General features: G+C 36.9%; 17 protein-coding genes, 1 tRNA gene and 1 other RNA gene. 13 read left to right on the forward strand and 6 right to left on the reverse strand.

Annotated features, from left to right (window positions below):
• The first annotated feature begins 156 nt into the window (after window positions 1-156).
• Window positions 157-618: a YcgN family cysteine cluster protein gene (locus PVV64_RS01575; protein ID WP_273759335.1), complete on the forward strand. Its 462-nt coding sequence runs from the start codon at window positions 157-159 to the stop codon at window positions 616-618.
• Window positions 619-656: 38 nt separating this feature from the next.
• Here the strand turns inward: PVV64_RS01575 and PVV64_RS01580 are convergent, their stop codons facing one another.
• On the reverse strand, window positions 657-1,394 hold the full coding sequence (locus PVV64_RS01580) for an SIMPL domain-containing protein (RefSeq protein WP_273759336.1): 738 nt from the start codon (window positions 1,392-1,394) through the stop codon (window positions 657-659).
• 169 nt (window positions 1,395-1,563) lie between these two features.
• Here PVV64_RS01580 and PVV64_RS01585 point away from each other — a divergent pair.
• A tRNA-Ile gene (locus PVV64_RS01585) sits at window positions 1,564-1,640 on the forward strand.
• A 1,088-nt stretch (window positions 1,641-2,728) separates the two neighbouring features.
• Window positions 2,729-2,911 (forward strand): hypothetical protein, encoded by a 183-nt coding sequence (locus PVV64_RS01590; RefSeq protein ID WP_273759337.1) that lies wholly within the window; start codon window positions 2,729-2,731, stop codon window positions 2,909-2,911.
• Here PVV64_RS01590 and PVV64_RS01595 read toward each other — a convergent pair.
• Window positions 2,835-3,149, reverse strand: a complete 315-nt coding sequence (locus tag PVV64_RS01595) for a helix-turn-helix domain-containing protein (protein ID WP_273759338.1) — start codon at window positions 3,147-3,149, stop codon at window positions 2,835-2,837. The genes PVV64_RS01590 and PVV64_RS01595 overlap by 77 nt on opposite strands.
• 1,333 nt (window positions 3,150-4,482) lie before the next feature.
• On the opposite strand from PVV64_RS01595, the gene PVV64_RS01600 reads away from it, so the two are divergent.
• A complete protein-coding gene (locus PVV64_RS01600; protein ID WP_273759339.1) occupies window positions 4,483-4,797 on the forward strand; it encodes a hypothetical protein in 315 nt (104 codons plus the stop codon).
• 697 nt (window positions 4,798-5,494) lie between these two features.
• Here PVV64_RS01600 and PVV64_RS01605 read toward each other — a convergent pair.
• Window positions 5,495-5,674, reverse strand: a complete 180-nt coding sequence (locus tag PVV64_RS01605; protein ID WP_273759340.1) for a DUF1508 domain-containing protein — start codon at window positions 5,672-5,674, stop codon at window positions 5,495-5,497.
• A 413-nt stretch (window positions 5,675-6,087) separates the two neighbouring features.
• Complete coding sequence (locus PVV64_RS01610; RefSeq protein ID WP_273759341.1) at window positions 6,088-6,627, reverse strand: helix-turn-helix transcriptional regulator; 540 nt, start codon at window positions 6,625-6,627, stop codon at window positions 6,088-6,090.
• Between the two features lie 345 nt (window positions 6,628-6,972).
• Between PVV64_RS01610 and PVV64_RS01615 the strand changes: the two genes are divergently transcribed.
• Window positions 6,973-8,016: a DUF475 domain-containing protein gene (locus PVV64_RS01615; RefSeq protein ID WP_273759342.1), complete on the forward strand. Its 1,044-nt coding sequence runs from the start codon at window positions 6,973-6,975 to the stop codon at window positions 8,014-8,016.
• Between the two features lie 53 nt (window positions 8,017-8,069).
• On the opposite strand, the gene pncA is transcribed toward PVV64_RS01615, so the two are convergent.
• Both pncA and PVV64_RS01625 read right to left on the reverse strand, forming a co-directional pair.
• A complete protein-coding gene (gene pncA, locus PVV64_RS01620) occupies window positions 8,070-8,678 on the reverse strand; it encodes a bifunctional nicotinamidase/pyrazinamidase (protein WP_273759343.1) in 609 nt (202 codons plus the stop codon).
• A 48-nt stretch (window positions 8,679-8,726) separates the two neighbouring features.
• Window positions 8,727-9,263 (reverse strand): hypothetical protein, encoded by a 537-nt coding sequence (locus PVV64_RS01625; protein WP_273759344.1) that lies wholly within the window; start codon window positions 9,261-9,263, stop codon window positions 8,727-8,729.
• Window positions 9,264-9,424: 161 nt separating this feature from the next.
• Here PVV64_RS01625 and ettA point away from each other — a divergent pair, with 161 nt between their 5' ends.
• The 8 genes from ettA to PVV64_RS01665 all read left to right on the forward strand — a co-directional run bounded on the left by ettA (window position 9,425) and on the right by PVV64_RS01665 (window position 19,615).
• A complete protein-coding gene (ettA, locus tag PVV64_RS01630) occupies window positions 9,425-11,074 on the forward strand; it encodes an energy-dependent translational throttle protein EttA (RefSeq protein ID WP_273759345.1) in 1,650 nt (549 codons plus the stop codon).
• 425 nt (window positions 11,075-11,499) lie between these two features.
• Entirely contained in the window at window positions 11,500-12,438 is a 939-nt protein-coding gene (locus tag PVV64_RS01635) for a methyltransferase domain-containing protein (RefSeq protein ID WP_273759346.1), read from the forward strand.
• Window positions 12,439-13,990: 1,552 nt separating this feature from the next.
• Window positions 13,991-14,365, forward strand: a complete 375-nt coding sequence (locus tag PVV64_RS01640) for a hypothetical protein (protein ID WP_273759347.1) — start codon at window positions 13,991-13,993, stop codon at window positions 14,363-14,365.
• Window positions 14,366-15,202: 837 nt separating this feature from the next.
• On the forward strand, window positions 15,203-15,712 hold the full coding sequence (locus PVV64_RS01645; protein ID WP_273759348.1) for a lytic transglycosylase domain-containing protein: 510 nt from the start codon (window positions 15,203-15,205) through the stop codon (window positions 15,710-15,712).
• A gap of 86 nt (window positions 15,713-15,798) precedes the next feature.
• Window positions 15,799-16,189, forward strand: an RNA gene (gene rnpB, locus PVV64_RS01650) — RNase P RNA component class A.
• Window positions 16,190-16,470: 281 nt separating this feature from the next.
• Window positions 16,471-17,469 (forward strand): 16S rRNA (cytosine(1402)-N(4))-methyltransferase RsmH, encoded by a 999-nt coding sequence (gene rsmH / locus PVV64_RS01655; protein ID WP_273759349.1) that lies wholly within the window; start codon window positions 16,471-16,473, stop codon window positions 17,467-17,469.
• On the forward strand, window positions 17,466-17,870 hold the full coding sequence (locus PVV64_RS01660) for a hypothetical protein (RefSeq protein WP_273759350.1): 405 nt from the start codon (window positions 17,466-17,468) through the stop codon (window positions 17,868-17,870). The genes rsmH and PVV64_RS01660 overlap by 4 nt, the downstream gene beginning before the upstream one ends.
• Complete coding sequence (locus tag PVV64_RS01665; protein ID WP_273759351.1) at window positions 17,870-19,615, forward strand: penicillin-binding protein 2; 1,746 nt, start codon at window positions 17,870-17,872, stop codon at window positions 19,613-19,615. The genes PVV64_RS01660 and PVV64_RS01665 overlap by 1 nt, the downstream gene beginning before the upstream one ends.
• Window positions 19,616-19,627 lie beyond the last annotated feature (12 nt).

Here is a 19,627-nt window from a genome sequence, read left to right on the forward strand (position 1 = left end):
GAGATATTTTAATGCTTTATTTTTTGTATATGAAATCTTTTCTCAAAATAGTATCTATTTTTGATTGAATTTATTTTAAAAGTTTGTCTTAAGGCTATGCCGTGAATTTATTTTGTTGCTTTTTGATCGTTTTTTCCCAAAAGATGTGGTCGATTTATGCGTAAAGAAAATCCCTTTTGGAAAGTCAAAAAATTAGAAGAACTTTCACTTCTTGAGTGGGAAAGTCTTTGTGATGGGTGTGGATGTTGTTGTTTGCACAAAGTAGAAGATGATGATACGGGTGATATTTATGCAACCAGTGTGGCTTGTTGTCTTTTAGAGAGAGAAACTTGTCGGTGTCAGAATTATGTTCATCGTCACTCAATTGTCCCAAATTGCATAGCGTTGGATGTTGCGACGGTTAAAACAGCCCGTTGGCTACCAGAAAGTTGTGCTTATCGGTTGATTCATGAGGGAAAAGATCTTCCATGGTGGCATCCGCTTGTATCAGGAGATTGTCAGACGGTGCATCAAACACAATTTTCTGCACGTGGGCAGATAGAAGTTTACGAAAATGAATTATCTTCTGAAGAAGCTTATCTCTATCATATCACTGGTCTTCTTTGTGAAGGCCAGTGATAAATTTCTGTACATGGTGATTGATGATATTACATGATTTAGTCTATAGAAAATACTATGGTAACATTGACGTTATAGTCCAATTCGCCCCCTGAAAAATTTGTGTCTGCATAGCTTGTATCCGCTGCTCGGCTCATAAGACGTGGCTTTGGATAATAGGGGTCATTATTTTCATTGATTGCAAGGATTTTTCCTAATTTTACATCTGCTGCTTGTGCTATTGTTTTTGCTTTTTCAATGGCTTCAGCAATAGCTTTTTTACGTGCTTCTTGATAAAATGGTTTTGGATCGGCATTGGTAAAGGTAATGCCGTTAACCGAATTAACACCAAGCCCCATTGCTTGATCAAATATTTTACCAGCATTGGCAAGATCACGAATACGCACTGTTAAAGAATTTGAAACATGATACAGTTTTCCATTGTTCTGTTTTTCGTGATGTTTGTCGGGGGTATATTGATAAATTGATAAGCCTGATGTTTGTAAATCATTTGCTTGGATACCATTGTTTTTAAAAGCGTTTACAATATCATTCATAGACTTATTATTGGCGGCTAGCGCTTGTTGAGCAGTTTTGTCATCTGTTACAACAGCTAAACTGATAATTGCCATGTCCGGTGCTGCTTGGCTTTCGCCCGTTGCTGTAACTCTAATTGTTGCGTTTTTCATTTTGCTTTCTTCAGCATGGAGAGAGAGTGAACTGATGAGCAGAGTGAGTGCCATCATCGCTATTTTGATTCTGTAGAGATTTACCGAATGGAAAACTGTTTTTGTCATATCTATTCCTTTATATTTCTCATTGACTATTTTCTCATTTCTGAGAGTTCTTGTAAAGAAATTAGAGTATTGAAAAAAAAACCAAGAGAAAAGAGAAAAAGATGGGTTATAATTGAGCTAGGCTCTTGTGTCATAGGGCATTTTAGTTTAGAGAAAAGCAACCTGTGTGGGGCCTGTAGCTCAATTGGTTAGAGCCAGCGGCTCATAACCGCTTGGTTGGGGGTTCGAGTCCCTCCGGGCCCACCATCATAAGACGAAAAAATTCTATAGAATTTTTTGATTCTCTTGTTCTTCTAGTTTATTTTTTTGTCTATCCTGAATTTTTCTTATCTTTAATTGTTTCCTTGTGAGTTTTTTCTTTACAGTTTTGCTCTAGAGCGGTGCTATGCTCTTTTTTACTTTAACCAAAAACCTTTTATCTAGTGGCATTACTGCATCTACGTTAATCAATTATCTTGTATGCTGTTTTAAAATGTCTGCTACATTATCTTCTGCATGGGAGAGGGTAAAACTGTCATTGATGTTTTATGACCGCTTTTCTCTGCTTCTTAATAAATGACATTATCTATGAGGTCTTTTTGAGTAATCAAAGCTGTATCATTACGATTCAAGTTTGTGCAAAAAAACAGAATTCACAATATTTATGTATAGCATGTGATCCATGACAGTAACATTTGTTGCTGTTTTCTTTTTCAAGTGAAGAATCCATTCTTCTTTTGGTAAATGCTTGTGCAATATATATGCAGGTATCATTCGGTCTTGACCCATTATCTCTTTTTAAGTATTGCCATTTTTGTTCATGATAGATCTCGATGTCATATTTTCAGTGGACTTCATAGAGGACAATAGCCTTTTGTGGAAAGCATGTCATAGAGTTGTAGGCAGCGCTGCTGTTCATAGAACTGTACATATCGCATTGCTCTATTTTTGCATTGCGATATCGTTTAAAAAATATAGAGAGTGCTGTGTAGAATAAAACTGTGATATATTCTTTTTTAAAAATAAGCTTTTTTATATTTTTTCACAGAGAAACTAGCAACGTTTTCAGAGATATCTTTACATTGATGCGTTATTGGTGCGAATCGCAAAATTTGCATAACTTTATTAACGTTGTTGATAAAAGTCATAATATCGGCTTTTTCATAAAAAGATCTGGACCGTGTGATGTTTTCTGTTTCACCATGGTACATAACCAACAGAATTCCATCTCATTTTATAAAACCAGTTTGTATACAACTGCTTCCATACTGCTTATTGCAAATATTTTTTCTAAGGTATGGGATATGTGCAAACGTTTTAGCGTTATATATAGTTTGACTACATGGAGTATAACTATGAAGAATGACGAAAAATTTGAGGCAGCTTTATCTGATATTATCGTGAAATGGGAGGCTTTGTCTGCAACTCAAAAACAAGAGATCTTGAAAATAGTAGAAAGTTCTACAAATTCTGCTCAGTCAACAGAACACTTAAAGCTTCAATCTTCTTTTTATCTCCAGAGGAAATCAAAGCGATAAGTTTTAAATCTTCATCGGAGATGTTAAAACCAGTTATTACATATATGGCGCTAGCATTTCCGAGCGTGTTAAGAATAGCCATAAGCTTGTCTACAGAGGGTCTTTTTCCTCCCTTTATCATTTGTTGTACGTAGTTTTGTCCACAGCCTGCTGCTTTACTTATTTGAATCATGGTGCGTCCGTCACTTTCTATTAATTCAATTAAGCGTTGGAACCAATCTTTTTCAGTCTTTTTCATTTTTAGACCTTTACACATTTACGCTATAGCGTTAATATTACACTGCGAATCCAGAATATATGAGATAAGGAGCGTGAAAATACCCATGCGTAGCTTTTCGCTTATGAAGGATACAGAGTTGTTTTTAACTAATAACAAAATGTCCCCATACACTTTCAGATTCGAATCAATAAAAAATGGTTGCTTAGTTTCACGATTGTGACAGGGTAGGCGCGTATGACCAGAAATGGAAATACACTTGGTGTGTTCATGAAATATTACTGATAGTATACGTAGCGTCATTATAAATCAAGATATCCCATAACATTGGCATTTATAAGAAATTTCTGCATTTGGTGTGTGGATATAGTGGATTTCTATGCTTTGAAGGAAAAAGGTCATGGCTGTAGAACGTACAAACATCATGGATGTGGGACACTGGTTTTTCTTTTCTTTTAAGAGATTCAGTTACTGTTAGAGATGGTATATCGCATGTGTGCGTTAAGAGAGTTTAAAAACATCCCAAAAAGTAATCTTGATCATTTCATAGAGCATGAAGGGATTCTCAATTACGAAGGTGATTGTTGGGGACAATATCATATTAATGGTAGAGGTTTTATCGAAAATGGGCGTGTTTGGGCTGATGTCATAGTTTGTGTGATGCTTCTTTTAGCGTGGACATTTGTGCTTATGATAGCACGCAGATATATTGTATGTTGCCTGTCTTTAGCATTGTTCATGGGTATAATCATACACAAATATATAGTCTTGGAGTGGGGGAGTAGGCTGTATGTTTGCAATAAGATAAAGATTTATTGTCGTTTGAAGGTGAGTGGCAATGCACATGTTGATGGCTATGCTCTTGTTTATAACTGAGTAGAGATTCTCAAAAATTCTAAAATTTATATCAATGTTTTTGTTTGCTCTTATACAAAGGTTCGTAAGAAAGAAAAAGTTTACGGTTATCTTGAAGTTTGTCACTATGAAGATTTTCGCAATGAAAAAGAGATTTGCCTAGGGGGGTGCATTCTCCATGATGTAAAAAAGGTAAGCAAAAACAATACAAAAGAGGTATTTTCGAGCGTGTCGGGCTGGTTGTATTGTTTGAAATCATTTGTGGCTTTGTATTTTGTATCAATCAATATGATATAGGGAATTGCTATAAGGAAATGGATTTAGGCAGCTTTATGGGACTGTCCTGTATCATTTGTTAGCGTGTTTTGATGGAGTGAATAAGGAAACCGAGCGTGATTTTTTGCACTTGGTGGATAGTCTTTTGCATTCTTTTTTTGATGGAGGGCGAAACAAAAAAGTTGGTCGAGATGACAATTAATGGCAATTAAAGGAAATCAAAATGAGCGTAAATGAAATTTTATTAGGCGTGTTGATTGTTGTGTTGTTTTTTAGTGGAGTGGTATTTCGGTTTGCTCTTTATTATCGCGATCAGGTTAAAGATCTTAAAGAACAGGTACGAAAGATAAAGCATGAGTTCTTAAGAGATTCTATGAAGATGACTGAAGAGCGGGATAGGGCAATTAGAGAGCAAAATATGGTGATTAAAAGACGCGATCAAGCAATTGAAAAACTGAAAAAACAAGTTAAGCAGTACGATGAAATGATCAAACAATATCAGGAAGTTGTTCCATCTGAAGAGGATGCAAGAAAATAATTGTATGCACATTCTTTATTGGAGCTCGTGTAAGATAAGATTTTTAGAGCGTTAAGAAAGTCATAAAAAATTAAGGGTAGCCGGAAATCTTTATCATAAGAGTGAATATTGAATTGGTGATGAGATTATATTTTAAATCATGTTCAAATTTACTCTCATGCTATATTTTATAAAAATACTCAATTATATGGGAATATAATTGTTGGTGGTGATGTAAAAGTTTATGATGATACATTGATTTATAGGCATTGAAGCTGTTATCAGAATGCAATGTGCAATCTCGTAACTGTATTGAAGAAATAACTGTTTTGTGGCGTATCTGTTGCTGAAAGCAATGGGGGGTGGGGTATCTGTTTAGGAATAAAATGCCTTATGAAGGAGTAAGTTAATACCATCATACCCTTCGTCAACCCTCAATATTGCACAGCCCTTAGATTTAAAAGCTTTCATAAGAGGGCTTCAATCCGTTCTTGTACGGTTTTTGTCCATTGCCTGCTCCTTCTGATGTGCAGGTGAATCGTTTTGATTGCCTCAATATAAATTAAGTTCAGAATAGGGGAATTTAAAGGTGTTTAGCATCCTCATGCCGCATGAAAACAACGAATTACCATTCTAAGTTAATATGTACCCATCATCAAATTGTGAAGCAGAGGTTGAAATAACAAAGTCAAAATTTTTATTCTAAGGATAATGCATGTCAAGACTGCAGCTCTCTAATGAGAGCTTTATGTGTAATCTCTTTTATCTGCTCAATATTTATTAGTATATCCTGTTTTGTTGGATAACCTTTACTAGAAAAAGCGATTTTTTGTTTATCTCCTGAGATTAAACGCCAATACCACTGATTGTGAACTCCTTGAAACACCTCAAAATACATGCTTCTCACCTCATAAAATAGCCAATAATTTGCAGGATAAATATTCAAACAGTCTGACTATAGATAATAAGGTATGTCTCTATAATAAGTCGTCAATATATTCCCCTTAAATTTTTTGCTCTTAAACAAATAATTTCTATGAGGGTTATAATTTTGTAATAAGAAAACATTTCTTGTCAATAACAAGAAAATGGGTCTTTTATACTATAAAACTGATTTTTGAAACTTTAATTATGTTATATTTCTCCTTACAGCAGAAGTTTCCTTTCATTGTTATTGGGCAAGGCTGTCCCATATTTCTACGATCAAAACAAAATTTGTACTGACACTTAACCCGATCAGCATGGAAAAACACTTCTTTCCGTGCTGATTAAAGCTTACATCGATTTTTGTATCCTTTGTGATCAGGATATTTATTGATTAGCTGTAATTTCTTTTTGAGATACGCTTCGAATGAGTAAATCAATGAACAAGCTAAGGGTATAGGAATTCGCCATTTTGGCTTTCATATCAATCAGAGAGGTTGCAGCTTTTGGGTTAAGGCTATTCGATAAGCCTTGCTTTGACAAATATTGTTGCAATTTCTCGTAAGAACGATCGATTTTTTCCTGATTTGGTTTTTCACTTCGATCACTAGTGGCAAGAATTTCCTCGAGTCCTTCGATTTTTTTTATAAAATAATTCCAGTCAAAGTCACCTTTAGTATATTCGGTATCAAACATTTTTCCCTGTCCGGTTAAAAGCCAATTGATATTGACACCGTATAACGTACGGTATGTTTGTAAAACACTAAGATTAGGTTCTCTTTCGCCACGTTCATAAAAAGCGATAGAGTTTTTTGTCATGCTAAAATTTTTAGCCAAGGTTTCACGTGATGGATCTCCTAAAGCGAGACGCACATAACGTAAACGTTTTCCAAATATAGTTTTCGATTCAGTTTCAGGACGTGCCACGAATTATCTCCCTCAGTAAATCATCATGGTATAGACTTGTGATAAATAAAGCCACACTATGTATTAATATCTCATGATGTAATGTCAATATTTATAGCTTTATTTTTCTTTATTTTTTGAATTTTAGTGGATAGAAAGTCATTTTTAACTGACTAGTTTGTATATTAACTTAAAATGAGCACTCATTATTTTTAGGAAGATAAGAGAATCACTTATTTTTCTCTTGTTTTTTCCAAAGGGCGTTCCCATATAAGCACGCCATGTAGATTGTAGTTATTTTACAAATACCATTATTCGATGTGATTCTACAGATAAATGAAAGAAATAGATTTTTGAGGAATGATCATGGCCTTATTAGGCTATTTTAAGTGGGCTTTTTTTTCCACAGTTGTTGGTGTTTTGCTGGGAGGTGTTCTTGGTTGGCTAGAAACAGGAAGTGTGACCGGTTTTCTTAAATATTTTTTTATTTGCTGTGTTCTGGGAATTTTAGAAATCTCTTTATCTTTTGATAATTCTATTATCAATGCCCGTGTTCTTGAAAAAATGGACCCTGTATGGCGCCGTCGTTTTTTGGTATGGGGCATTTTAGTAGCTGTATTTGGGATGCGGATTGTTTTTCCATTACTTGTGGTAGCTGTTGCTGTTGGGATTAATCCAATGGCGGCAGTAGAATTAGCAATATGGGAACCACATCAATATGCAGCAATCTTAACGGATGCGCATGTGGGGATTTCCGCTTTTGGAGGAACTTTCCTCATGATGGTCGGTTTGAAATATTTTTTTGATTCGCAAAAAGAGGTGCATTGGCTTGCTTTTATAGAGAAACCTGCTCAAAAACTGGGGGCGCTTGTTGGTGTTGATGTTGCAATTGTTTTGATTTTAATATTATTGTTTTCAACACAGATTGTCATAGAAGATAAAATGACTTTCTTACTTGCTGCGCTTTATGGACTTTTGACTTTTATCGGAATCGAAGCAGTGAGTTCACTTTTGGATGCTCCTAAAACGACTCTTACCACTGTTACAAAAGGGGGAGCAGGTGCCTTTCTTTATCTCGAAATTCTAGATGCTAGTTTTTCTTTTGATGGGGTGGTTGGTGCTTTTGCTTTTTCACACAATCTTTTTATTATTGCAATTGGTCTTGGTATAGGGGCGTTCTATGTTCGTTCTATGACGATTATGTTAGTTGAATCAGGGATATTATTGCATTATCGTTATTTAGAGCATGGTGCTTTTTATGCTATTTTGGTGCTTGCAATCATTATGTATCTGCAGACGACTATATCGGTTCCTGAAGTATTAACAGGACTTGTGGGCGTTTGTATTATTGGAATGGCATTTTATTCTTCTCTTCGTTTTAAGCGTCATCAGCTCAATAAGCATATTTAACTTAAGTAAATTAAAAATTTTTTATATATGACAATGGTAAAAAAGAAGGGATTTTAGGAGGCCATTAAGAGTTCTATACCGGCTTCGTTCATAAGTTTAAGCATTGTATTGAGAGAACCGTTTACATCAATGCCAGCGCAGGCATTTAATGAAACGCTGACTTTAAAGCCACATTGTATGGCGTGAAGCGCAGAAAATCCTACACAAAAATCCGTTGCCAAACCACACATAGCAAGTTTAGTGAAGCTGTGTTCTTTGAGATAAACTTGTAAGCCTGTTGGTGTTTTGTGGTCATTTTCAAAAAAAGCGGAATAGCTATCAATTTTGGGGTTATAGCCTTTTCGAAGGATAAGTTGCGCCTTCTCAACTTTGAGAGATGTATGAAAGTCTGCTCCTTTTGTTCCTTGCACACAATGATCGGGCCAAAGTATTTGGGGGCCATAGTCAAGATCAACGGTATCATAAGGCTTTTTATCAGGATAGGAAGATGCAAAACTACAATGGTTTTGAGGATGCCAGTCTTGCGTTAAAATGACATGATCAAAATGGTCTATAAGATTATTAACAGCCGGTAAAATGATATCACCTTGTGGTACTGCAAGTGCTCCGCCTGGTAGAAAGTCATTTTGAACATCAATGACGATTAAGGCTTTTTTTTCCATAAATATATTCCTGTAGGAGACTTAAAATTTTGTGATACCTTTAAAAGATCATATTTTATTTTGAAGTTTTGAGATAATTTGGCGGATATTGGTATTACTTTTACAATTATCAAGCCAAAAAAGAGGTGTGGATAAGTTTTTACAGTTCGTTTTATAGTTTTTTACGAACTGTAACCATTTTTCGATGGGGAGTGTACTATAGTCACTTTTTGCTACATGTTGGTGTAAAGCTTTCATGATCATAAGGCTTGGGACATCAGATCCCATAAGACGGCGATCGTTTTGTAAACGCAGCTTAAGTCCCATCAAGGAAAGAGGTGAAGTCCATTGTTTCCCGTAACACAAAATTAATGAAAAAAGAGAGGGTTTTTTTACTGCATAGTGTAAAGCCCATAAAGCAAAAAAAGAAGGGGCATAGAGAATGAGTTTTTTATGGGGGATCATATTACATTGATAAGTTGGTTTAATACGATAAAAACACAATGTTGTATCTGGCATGGAGAAGAGAGGTGATGTTTGATAGCATGTTTCAGGTACAGCTAAAAACAGATGTTCTCTATTTTTTGATGGGGCGTTTTTTTGCATGCAGAACCGTAGTAGGGCTTGTGAGATTAGAAAAAATGTATCAATATAGAGTGAGAAGCTTTTGATACAAGGAAAGCACTCTTTACTGCGTAGTTGAAAAAAGTGAAAGCACTTTTTTCAAGGTTCTGATTTTTAATACCGAAAATATCAAAGAGAAATTTATGGCACGTCAATTTATCTATCACATGGCTGGGCTTAACAAGGCTTATGGCAATAAAAAAATTTTAGAAAATATTCATTTGTCTTTTTATCCAGATGCAAAGATTGGTATTTTAGGACCCAATGGTGCAGGTAAATCAACAATTTTGCGTATTATGGCGGGGCTCGATAAGGAATATACGGGGGAAGCATGGCTTGCTGAAGGGGCACGTTGTGGCTATTTGCCGCAAGAACCTATTCTTGATACAAGCAAAGATGTGCGTGGCAATGTGATGGAAGGTGTTGCAGATAAGCAGGCAATTATCGAGCGTTATAACGAATTGATGATGAATTATAGCGAAGAAACGGCTGATGAAAGTGCTAAGCTGCAAGATATTATTGATAGCCAGAATCTTTGGGATTTAGAAAGTCAAGTGGAAATGGCTATGGCTGCTCTTGGTTGTCCGCCTGCCAACGAGAGTGTGATAAAGCTGTCAGGAGGTGAAAAACGGCGCGTGGCTCTGTGTAAATTGCTTTTGTCAAAACCTGATTTATTGCTTTTGGATGAGCCGACAAACCATTTGGATGCCGAAACAACCGCTTGGCTTGAAAGGCATTTACGCGAATATCCCGGCGCGGTACTTTTGGTGACCCATGATCGTTATTTTCTCGACAATGTCACAGGTTGGATTTTAGAAGTAGATCGCGGTAAAGGTATTCCTTATGAGGGAAATTATTCTGCTTATTTGGCGGCAAAAGCCAAACGTTTGGCTCAGGAAGGTCGTGAAGAGGCTGCGCGTCAGCGTGCATTGTCACGTGAGCAAGAGTGGATAGCTTCTAGCCCAAAAGGGCGCCAAGCAAAATCAAAGGCTCGGATTAAAGCCTATGATGAATTGGTGCAGGCAGCACGGGAGCGTCGTCCTGGAGAAGCGCAAATCATTATTCCTATTGGAGAGAGATTGGGGCAGGTTGTCATTGAAGTTGATCATCTTTCTAAAGCATATGGCGAGCGTGTGTTAATTGATAACCTCTCTTTTAAGCTTCCTGCTGGAGGGATTGTTGGAGTCATTGGGGCTAATGGGATGGGAAAATCTACTTTGTTTAAAATGCTGACGGGCCAAGAACAGCCAGATTCAGGACAAATACGTATTGGGGAAACAGCTTACATGAGTTACGTTGATCAGAGTCGTGATGCATTGGCAGGCGATAAAACCGTTTGGGAAGAAATTTCTGGTGGAAATGATATTATTAAATTAGGCAAATATGAAATGAATAGTCGCGCTTATTGCGGTGCATTTAATTTTAAGGGGGCAGATCAACAGCAAAAGGTGGCAAATTTATCAGGGGGGCAGCGTAATCGCGTCCATTTGGCTAAGCTTTTAAAAGAGGGAGGCAATGTTCTTCTCCTTGACGAACCAACAAATGATCTTGACACGGAAACATTAGCTGCATTGGAAGATGCATTAGAAAACTTTGCTGGTTGTGCGGTTATCATATCGCATGATCGTATGTTTCTTGATCGATTGGCAACGCATATTTTGGCTTTTGAAGGTGAGGGCCATGTGGAATGGTTCGAAGGTAATTTTGCTGAATATGAGGCGGATAAGATTCGCCGTTTTGGTGCAGAGGCTCTCAATGTTAAGCGTGTCGCTTATAAGCCGCTTACGCGCTAAAATTTCTTATCTTGTTTAAGCTTGATTTGAGAAAATGATGGTTGTATGCTGGTGTTTTCTTCGTGTTCAAAACAGTATGCCAGAGGGTGAATTTTGTTTTTCGCTTCTGAGATAACAAAGAAAGCTGCTATTCTTATTATATTCTTTACAGAATATTTTATCATATTTAAAAGACTGATAATGCATAATAACATATGTAAACTTTTCTTACTTGTTACATTATCGTGGAAGGTTATAAGTTTTACAGAGAGTTTTATGATTGCTCTATAAGGTGTGTACTATTATTTTGAGGTAATAGCACTGGGAGGAACTATTCATTTTTCATATTATCATAAAAACAATTCGCACAGTTTTATGCAACCTTATGCTTTTTGCTTGATTTTCTATTCGTCAGAACAAATGTTTATCTGAGCTAAGGAATATTGATGAACAAAACAGTAAGTTTGGATGCAATGATTGAGTTTCTGCAAGCGATGGCAGAAGTCAATCGTTTGCGTATTTTGGCGCTGTTGTGTCAAGAAGATTTAACAATTTCTGATCTTACTTTTATCTTGGGCCAGCCCCAATCGCATATCTTACGGCATCTCCATTTATTACGTAAGGCGCGGTTGATGACATGCTATCAGAAGGGGGGGGAGAATTATTTTAAGTTTTGTCATCATGATTTAAGCAAAGACATTGTGATGGCTGTTATTTCAGCGTTGCCAAAGCATGACGGAATATTAGCGCGTGATTTAGAATGTTTAGTGGAGGTCAGAAAACAGCGCCAAAGAGTGGGGAAAGAGCATTTTTTACGAAAACAAGCAGAGTGGAAAGCTTTACGGTTGTCCTATATTGCCGATCAGGTAGTGGAAAGTGCTTTACTTGAAATTATTGGCAATAAACCATTTGAGACTATGCTCACTGTTGGTATGGAAACAGATGCTGTCTCAAAATTATTTTCAGATCTTTATAGGCATAATTTTGAAGTGAAGCTTGAAAGCAATGTTTTGCATCTTTCTGTTGGGGATAAAACTTTTGATGTGGTTTTTCTTCATTGGGCTCTTTATTTTCTTGATAACCCTGAGATGGCTTTTCATCAGGTTGCACGTGTTTTGCGCCCTCATGGGCGTTTGTTGATTGTCGATTTTGTTGGAAAAAAAGTTTCTTCTTCACATGTTTGCCATTCCCATATGTACCGTGGATTCTCAGAAGCACAAATAGAACAGTGGCTTGAAAATGCAGGGCTTATTCTAGAACACAGGCTTTGTCTTGCTCCTATGCAAAATGAAAATAATGACGGGCTTATGCCTACAGTTTGGCTTGCCCGTGATCCACGTTTACTCATAGATGATATCAGAGATAAAAGAGTAGATTTTGCATAAATTACCTTTCTTTAACGTGTTTTATTCTCTGTTTTTTAATAAAAGCAGGAAAGGTGGGGCTTTGGTAAGTTTTTTTAAGGGGTATCGTTTTTTGCACGGGATTTACTGGTATTTAAAGAGGTAAGTATGGGGGATAACTCAAGACACTCTGACAGAGATGAGGCTTTTTGAGGACGTCATTTTGTGTGTTGATACAGTACGTGATTGATTAATATATTGAATTTATAAGTGATGCTTCATTGTTTTACACCTTGAGTGAAAATTGTGAATATAGGGATGTTTTCTCGTTTCAAACCTTTTGATATACAGGTTAAAGAAAGCTTAGTCAGTCCCTCATAAGGGGGTAATGTATGCGTGCAACTGTTAAAGAAAGTAGTAAGATATGCTTTTTGAAGCGTTATTTTAATGCAAAAGCAAATTCACTGTTGAGGGACGATAAGTGTAATAATGTTTCTGCTTTGTCGCTTCACTTTCTGGTGAGGTGCAGGTCTTAATAGGCCTTGTATTGTCTCTTTCACAAATAAAGCTAAAAAATGAGTTTGATAGCGAAGTAAAATATCTCTCTTTAGGTAAGTAGGTCAGTGAGCAGTATCATCAGGTCAATTTTTATGAGAGGTGTGATTCTATAAAACATGAGCAGTAAAAAGTTATTGGCTCATCCTCTTCATAAAGAAAAAATACAGCGATTTTCGGCTATAGAATGACTATTGCATCATTTTGTAAGAGAGCAAATACAAGCAGCGGTGAAGAAACATATCTCTATTCATCATTGTCTTTTATGATAAGGCATGGGATTTTTTTAGTTGTAAAGTAACTTTTAACCACTCTAGATAGCAATGGTGAGTGATTCGGTATAAATGATATTTGGAAGCTTCATTTTTGTACCATCTTAAAGGGCTAAAAAGTTTATATTTTGATTGTGGTGGTAAAGGCTATTGAGCAAGTGTTTGCTGTTTTAATAGGTTTTATCTGTGCCATAGGTAAAGTGCAAAAAAATCTGCTTACACTTTAAAACTTTTTATAATCACGGAAATTTCTAAAAGATATTGAAAATTATAATGATTGTAGATTCTTATTTCATTCTTCTTGAAATAAAATTGCTTCAAATTGGATCATTTCAAATGTTTTTTGCCTAATTTTTTTCATTTTTAAACGATTTATAATTTTTTTATGTTTTTTTGTATGGAAGGTGATAAGAATTTCTTGTTGTTTAAAACATTTTATTCCATAGCAAGAATATTGCATCGGTCACTGAGTGGTTGATGCGAGAAGACGATCGGGGAACCTCCTCCCCCCCCCCCCGCGTGGATCCCCTTGATTGTCTTGCCTGGCTGAGGAAATCCTCAGCCAGGCTTTTAAGGGAGTAGTATTGATGTTTTGTAGAATATAGAGGGGTAGTAGTGCTGTGTAGCGTTTGAGAGGGAGAAGTTAGAAATTGTTTAGCTGGTACTGTTCTTTTTATCGATAATAAGGAGCTTGTTTTTTCTTGAAAGCCAATAGATATGAGGGGGACGATTTTGCTTTGTGTGTTATGATCTTTAGGTAAAAGATAATGAGGTCTTGCGGAAATCGTATCGTTTTTATTTTTTTTGTGTTTTCGGTTTTTGTTGCCAGCCTTTTCGTTTCTCGGAATGTTACGGCTTATCGCTTTTTGTCCGATCGCTCTTTTTCTTCTTCTCAAGTTAATATCACAGAGGAACAGCTTTTAGAAAAATTTGCAGTATCTTTTCCCGATGTTATTATGCAACTCTCTAAGCTGAAGCCGGAGCAACAAAAAAAACTGATTGAACAAGTGCGCCATGACATGATTGCTTTTGCTTCTGCAAGTGGTCAAAGCAGTGAACAGGCTCAGAAATTAGGTGGAATTGTTGCAGTTATTCTATCAAAAGCGATTTCTCATCCTTCCATTGTAGATACTTACTTTTAGTCATTTCTTTCACATTATATATTTACAATTAACTTCATAAAGTTTTCTCACATTTTTTGTGTTTTTTGAAAAGCATGCGAACGTGTGGTCTGTTTGGTATGTTTCCTGAAGGTAGGGGTAAGTATTAGAGATAAACGGATTATAATATACGCTTGAGATATTGAGAGAGGGATAGACGTTATAAATTTTTATTCAGAGGATATTGAGATTCTTTGTGCTGTTTCTTTATAGAATAAAAAACAGAAAAAAATGATTACGAAGCTGTGTTATAGGCTCAAAAGTGGGTGTGTTGGTAGTACTCAGGTAAATTCCATTAGAATGATCGATTTTTCTTACTGGCTTTTTTAGCATAAGTTTTCTGCCGTGGGTGTTTAGCGGTTTGTAGGGCAAGTGGGTAACGGTTTTTCTCTCTCATGAAATATTTTGCAATATTAAGAGATGCTCAGTGAAAGATTTTTGTGCTGTGTCGCTTTTTGTAATGAGCAATTGATTTTAATGAAAGCTTTTAGAAATCTTTTATAAGAACAAGCAGCGGTATTTTAAATGCTGTTTTTTTATTAAAAGTAAGTCTTATGTTAGATGAATAAAAAAGGGTAATCTCTATCATATTTTTAGTATATTTAAATCTCTGATAGGGTTTCTTTGTATTTTTATATTTTATAAAATAAAGGAATATAGCTTATTTGTTAAGAGATTTTCTTTTATTAGGAAAAAATATCTTGAAATTGTCTTAATATTTTCATTTTCAAGCCGCTCTTTAGCTTTTTTTTTCTGTAAAGTACATCGGCAAAGTCATTATGGCTAGGATTTAAGAATGTCTTAATAAAGAGAAAGAAGATGCAATTTTTGAAAGTCTTTTTAAATGCAGCATTTGCTGTATTTTTTGTATTCGATGTCAGTTTTTCTCATACGGTCTTCAATGTTGCAGGATCAAGTGAAAACTCAGTGAATATTGCTCCTAAGATTTCTGTGCGTCCTTATGAGTCCCTTATTCAGAAATTTGCAAATAAGCATAATGTTCCTGTTAATTTGGCACATGCTGTTGTAAGAGTTGAAAGTAATTATAAGGCCCGTACAAAGGGGGCAGCTGGTGAAATAGGCTTGATGCAAATTAAACCTTCTACTGCGCGAGGGTTGGGTTTTAATGGTTCTGTACAAGATCTTTACGATCCTGCGACTAATCTTGAATATGGGATGCGTTATTTGGCACGGGCATATAAACTCAGTGGTGGAAATACCTGTGGTACGATCTTGAAATATAATGCAGGTCATGGGGCAAAGAAAATGAACGCCATTTCAGCAAAATATTGCTCAAAAGTAAAAACTTATCTGGCTTCATTAAAATAAAAAGAATCTTGAAAGTGATGCATTTGCTCTAAAATCTCTTGGAGATACTATTTTCACTTCATGAAAAATGTTTTATAAGTACCATGTCAGTCGGCTGGGCAGCCGCGCTTGTCTAATACTTAAAGGCGACAGGTGAGGAAAGTCCGGGCTCCACGGAAAAACGGTGCCGGGTAACACCCGGCGGGGGCGACCCTAGGGAAAGTGCCACAGAAAGTAAACCGCCTATTTTTATAGGTAAGGGTGAAAGGGTGGGGTAAGAGCCCACCGCGCATTCAGTAATGAATGTGGCAAGGTAAACCCCACCGGGAGCAAGACCAAATAGAAATGACGCGCAAGACTTAACTTGCAGCTGGTTTCCAAGCGAGTCATTCGGGTAGGTTGCACGAGGCGGATGGTAACATCCGTCCCAGATGAATGGTTGCCATATAGAGTGTAAGCTTTATGATACAGAACCCGGCTTATAGGCCGACTGATCTTTTTTGACTGAATGCGTTTTATCTCATTGATTATTGGACAAAATTTACGTGGTACGAAAACTTATTCTGTCGCAATCCATGGGTGCTTTTAGAGTGTATACTTTAAAAAGAGCCTTTTAAAAAATCATAACATTTCTTTAAGTATAATGCGTTAGGATATGTGCTGGACTAACTTTGGCTTTATGTTCTTTCATTATGAAAGTTGAAGTTCTGGTTATTCTAATATCAGTTTCCATGAAAGAGCTGTTTATTGTAAATAAGCATAAATCAAGACGGATTATTTTGACAAAACAAGGTCACAGAGCTGAACGCCATATTCCAGTGTTGTTACAGCCAGTTTTAGCTGGGCTTGCGCCATTGGATGGGGCAAGAGTGATTGATGGCACCTTTGGTGCTGGTGGTTATACGCGTGCTTTGTTAACTGCAGGTGCACAGGTTATTGCTCTTGATCGTGATCCTTATGCTATTGCTGCAGGACAATCACTGGTTGATGAATTTTTTCCACGGCTTCATTTAGTGCAGATGGAATTTTCAAGGTTGGAGAATGTTGTTGAAGAGAAGGTGGATGCTGTTATTTTGGATATTGGTGTTTCTTCAATGCAGCTTGATGAGGCTGAGAGAGGTTTTTCTTTTCAAAAAGATGGTCCATTAGATATGCGAATGGCTCAGACGGGTTTTACTGCTTGTGATGTTGTCAATCGTTTAAAAAGTAATGAATTAGCGCGCATTTTTAAAATATTAGGAGAAGAACGTTATGCGGGGCGAATTGCACGAATGATTGAAAAACGTCGCTCTATCCAGCCTTTTTTGCGTACTGGTGACCTTGCCCATGCCATTGAAGCGTTGGTGGGGTGCAAAAGTGGAGAGCGCATTCATCCTGCAACACGTGTATTTCAGGCTCTTCGCATTTATGTGAACGATGAAATTGGTGAACTCGCGCGTGGTTTATTTGCTGCTGAACGCGTTTTGAAACCAGGAGGACGTTTGGGTGTTGTGAGTTTTCATTCTCTTGAAGATCGTATGGTCAAAAGATTTTTTTCTGCGCGTTCAGGAGAGAGGGTGAGATCACGCTATCTTCCTGAAATAGAGACAGTTCCAGCAACATTTTTTCCTTTGTTTAAAGGTGTGATTACTGCAAGTGAAGAAGAGCTTCAAAAAAATCCTCGTTCACGTTCTGCAAAGTTGCGTATTGGTGTACGTACACAGGCGGAGAGTCTTGCAACTGACATGAAATTATTTGGTTTTGCAGAAATTGCCAGTTTTGAGGGTGGCAAGAAATGACAGTTTTTCGCACATTTGATATGATTTTAGTGATCATTATGATTTGTATGGCAGGTCTTACTTATAAGGTAAAATATGATGTCCAAAGGCGAATGAGCGAAATCCGCTATCTTGAACATGAAATTGCTGCAGCAAAAAATACGGTGAGTTTGTTGCGTGCTGAGTGGGCTGTAATGATAGAGCCTTCACGTATGGGAAAACTTGCAAAACGTTATCAAAAAGAGCTTGGTTTAGAGATTATACAGCCTCGCCAAATCGTAGAGTTTAAAGATATTCCAATGCGTGTACATGATCCCATTGAAGAAGTGATTAAACAAAATATTTTGGAGGAAAGGCGAGATATTTGGGCGAATAATCGGACTTCTGAGGCCAATAACGTTGTGCAAAAAGGCATGCGGTGATGAAATTATATTTTCCATTCTCGCAAAAGAAAAAGCGCTTAAATAATCACCAGTTCAATCTTGATCGTTTTCCTGTTTATCGTTCGTATTCTGGTCGTCCACGCTTGCTTTTTTCTTTGTTCTGTTTTCTGACTTTGTATAGTATTATAGGGGCTTGTCTTATTTCTTATGGGCTTGAAGGTGGGCAGATTGAAGAAGCAAAAGGGCCAACGGCTGTTCAACCCACTGCTCGACCTGATATTGTGGATCGTAATAACCGTTTATTGGCAACGGATATTAAGACTTATTCGCTTTTTGCTGAACCGCGACGTATTATTGATGTAGATGAAACCATTGAATTGCTCTCAACAGTTTTGCCCAATCTCAATTGGCAGGAGACTTATAAACGTCTCAAAAAAAAGTCCAGCTTTTCTTGGATTCAGCGTGGATTAACGCCAATGCAAAAGACAAGGATTATGGCTCTTGGTATTCCAGGGATTGGTTTTCGTACGGAAATTCGTCGTTTTTATCCAAGTGGATCTATGGTTTCGCATATTCTCGGCATGGTGAATGTTGATAACCAAGGTATAGCGGGTATGGAAAAATATATTGATGATGCTGGCTTGAGTGCTTTGCGTGCTGCTGGTCTTGCAACGGAAGAATCATTAAACCCAGTTCAACTTTCAATTGATGTGCGACTTCAGGCCATTGTGCATGATGAACTTGTTAAGGCCATGAAGCGTTATAAAGCGATTGCTGCAGGAGCTGTTATTTTAAATATCCACACAGGAGAAGTTTTGGCTTTGGCATCACTGCCAGATTTTGACCCTGGAAATCCTGCGGATGCTCTGAAAAGTGATCGTTTTAATAGAATGACAGCTGGGACTTTTGAAATGGGATCTATTATTAAAAGTTTTACAACCGCAATGGCACTTGATTCAGGACTTTTTCATTTGAATAGTGTTATTGATGCTTCAAAGCCTATTCAAGCAAGTAAAAATTACTTCATTCGTGATTTTCATGGAAAAAATCGTCCTTTAACAGTTTGGGAAGTTTTTATTTATTCCTCCAATATTGGTTCTGCTAAGGAGGCTTTGGCGGTAGGAATTGACGGACATCGTGATTTTTTGAAACGACTTGGTTTACTTGACCGATTGACAATAGAATTGCCTGAGGTTGCTCATCCTGTCGTGCCACATCATTGGAAGGATATCCATTCTATGACGATTTCTTTTGGGCATGGTATGGCAACAACGCCTTTGCAAACAGCTGTAGGTGCTGCTGCTCTTATGAATGATGGTTGGTGGATTGACCCTACTTTTTTAAAACGCACAAAAGAACAAGCTTTGCAACATGCGAAAAAGGTTTTACAGGTCAAAACGAGTCAAAATATGCGTTATCTCTATAAATTAAATAGCAATATGGGTTCTGGACGTAATGCAAAAGTAGAAGGGTACCGCGTTGGTGGTAAAACAGGAACAGCTGAAAAAGTTGAAAATGGAAAATATTCTAAAACAAAAAATTTTAATAGTTTCCTTTCTGCCTTTCCTATAGAAAATCCTTCTTATGTTGTTTTAACTATTATTGATGAGCCTCAACCTGAAGAGGGGCAGCGTTCAGCAACAGCAGCAATGAATGCAGGGCCAATGCTTGCTAATATCATCCGCCGTTCCGCAAGTTTTTTAGGAATAAAACCAGATTTCGAAAAAGAATACGAGCCTCTTTTGAGCACAAAGAACAATTCGAAATTTGTTAAGCAACGATAAAATGAAGATAAA

The sequence above is a fragment of the Bartonella sp. ML70XJBT.G genome, assembly GCF_028618575.1.
Taxonomy (GTDB): Bacteria; Pseudomonadota; Alphaproteobacteria; order Rhizobiales; family Rhizobiaceae; genus Bartonella.

Excerpts from the sequence above, each read along its gene's own strand:
- PVV64_RS01575 (WP_273759335.1), top strand. The coding sequence starts at position 157 with ATGCGTAAAGAAAATCCCTTTTGGAAAGTCAAAAAATTAGAAGAACTT.
- PVV64_RS01580 (WP_273759336.1), bottom strand. The coding sequence starts at position 1,394 with ATGACAAAAACAGTTTTCCATTCGGTAAATCTCTACAGAATCAAAATA.
- PVV64_RS01590 (WP_273759337.1), top strand. The coding sequence starts at position 2,729 with ATGAAGAATGACGAAAAATTTGAGGCAGCTTTATCTGATATTATCGTG.
- PVV64_RS01595 (WP_273759338.1), bottom strand. The coding sequence starts at position 3,149 with ATGAAAAAGACTGAAAAAGATTGGTTCCAACGCTTAATTGAATTAATA.
- PVV64_RS01600 (WP_273759339.1), top strand. The coding sequence starts at position 4,483 with ATGAGCGTAAATGAAATTTTATTAGGCGTGTTGATTGTTGTGTTGTTT.
- PVV64_RS01605 (WP_273759340.1), bottom strand. The coding sequence starts at position 5,674 with ATGTATTTTGAGGTGTTTCAAGGAGTTCACAATCAGTGGTATTGGCGT.
- PVV64_RS01615 (WP_273759342.1), top strand. The coding sequence starts at position 6,973 with ATGGCCTTATTAGGCTATTTTAAGTGGGCTTTTTTTTCCACAGTTGTT.
- pncA (WP_273759343.1), bottom strand. The coding sequence starts at position 8,678 with ATGGAAAAAAAAGCCTTAATCGTCATTGATGTTCAAAATGACTTTCTA.
- PVV64_RS01625 (WP_273759344.1), bottom strand. The coding sequence starts at position 9,263 with ATGCAAAAAAACGCCCCATCAAAAAATAGAGAACATCTGTTTTTAGCT.
- ettA (WP_273759345.1), top strand. The coding sequence starts at position 9,425 with ATGGCACGTCAATTTATCTATCACATGGCTGGGCTTAACAAGGCTTAT.
- PVV64_RS01635 (WP_273759346.1), top strand. The coding sequence starts at position 11,500 with ATGAACAAAACAGTAAGTTTGGATGCAATGATTGAGTTTCTGCAAGCG.
- PVV64_RS01640 (WP_273759347.1), top strand. The coding sequence starts at position 13,991 with ATGAGGTCTTGCGGAAATCGTATCGTTTTTATTTTTTTTGTGTTTTCG.
- PVV64_RS01645 (WP_273759348.1), top strand. The coding sequence starts at position 15,203 with ATGCAATTTTTGAAAGTCTTTTTAAATGCAGCATTTGCTGTATTTTTT.
- PVV64_RS01660 (WP_273759350.1), top strand. The coding sequence starts at position 17,466 with ATGACAGTTTTTCGCACATTTGATATGATTTTAGTGATCATTATGATT.
- PVV64_RS01665 (WP_273759351.1), top strand. The coding sequence starts at position 17,870 with ATGAAATTATATTTTCCATTCTCGCAAAAGAAAAAGCGCTTAAATAAT.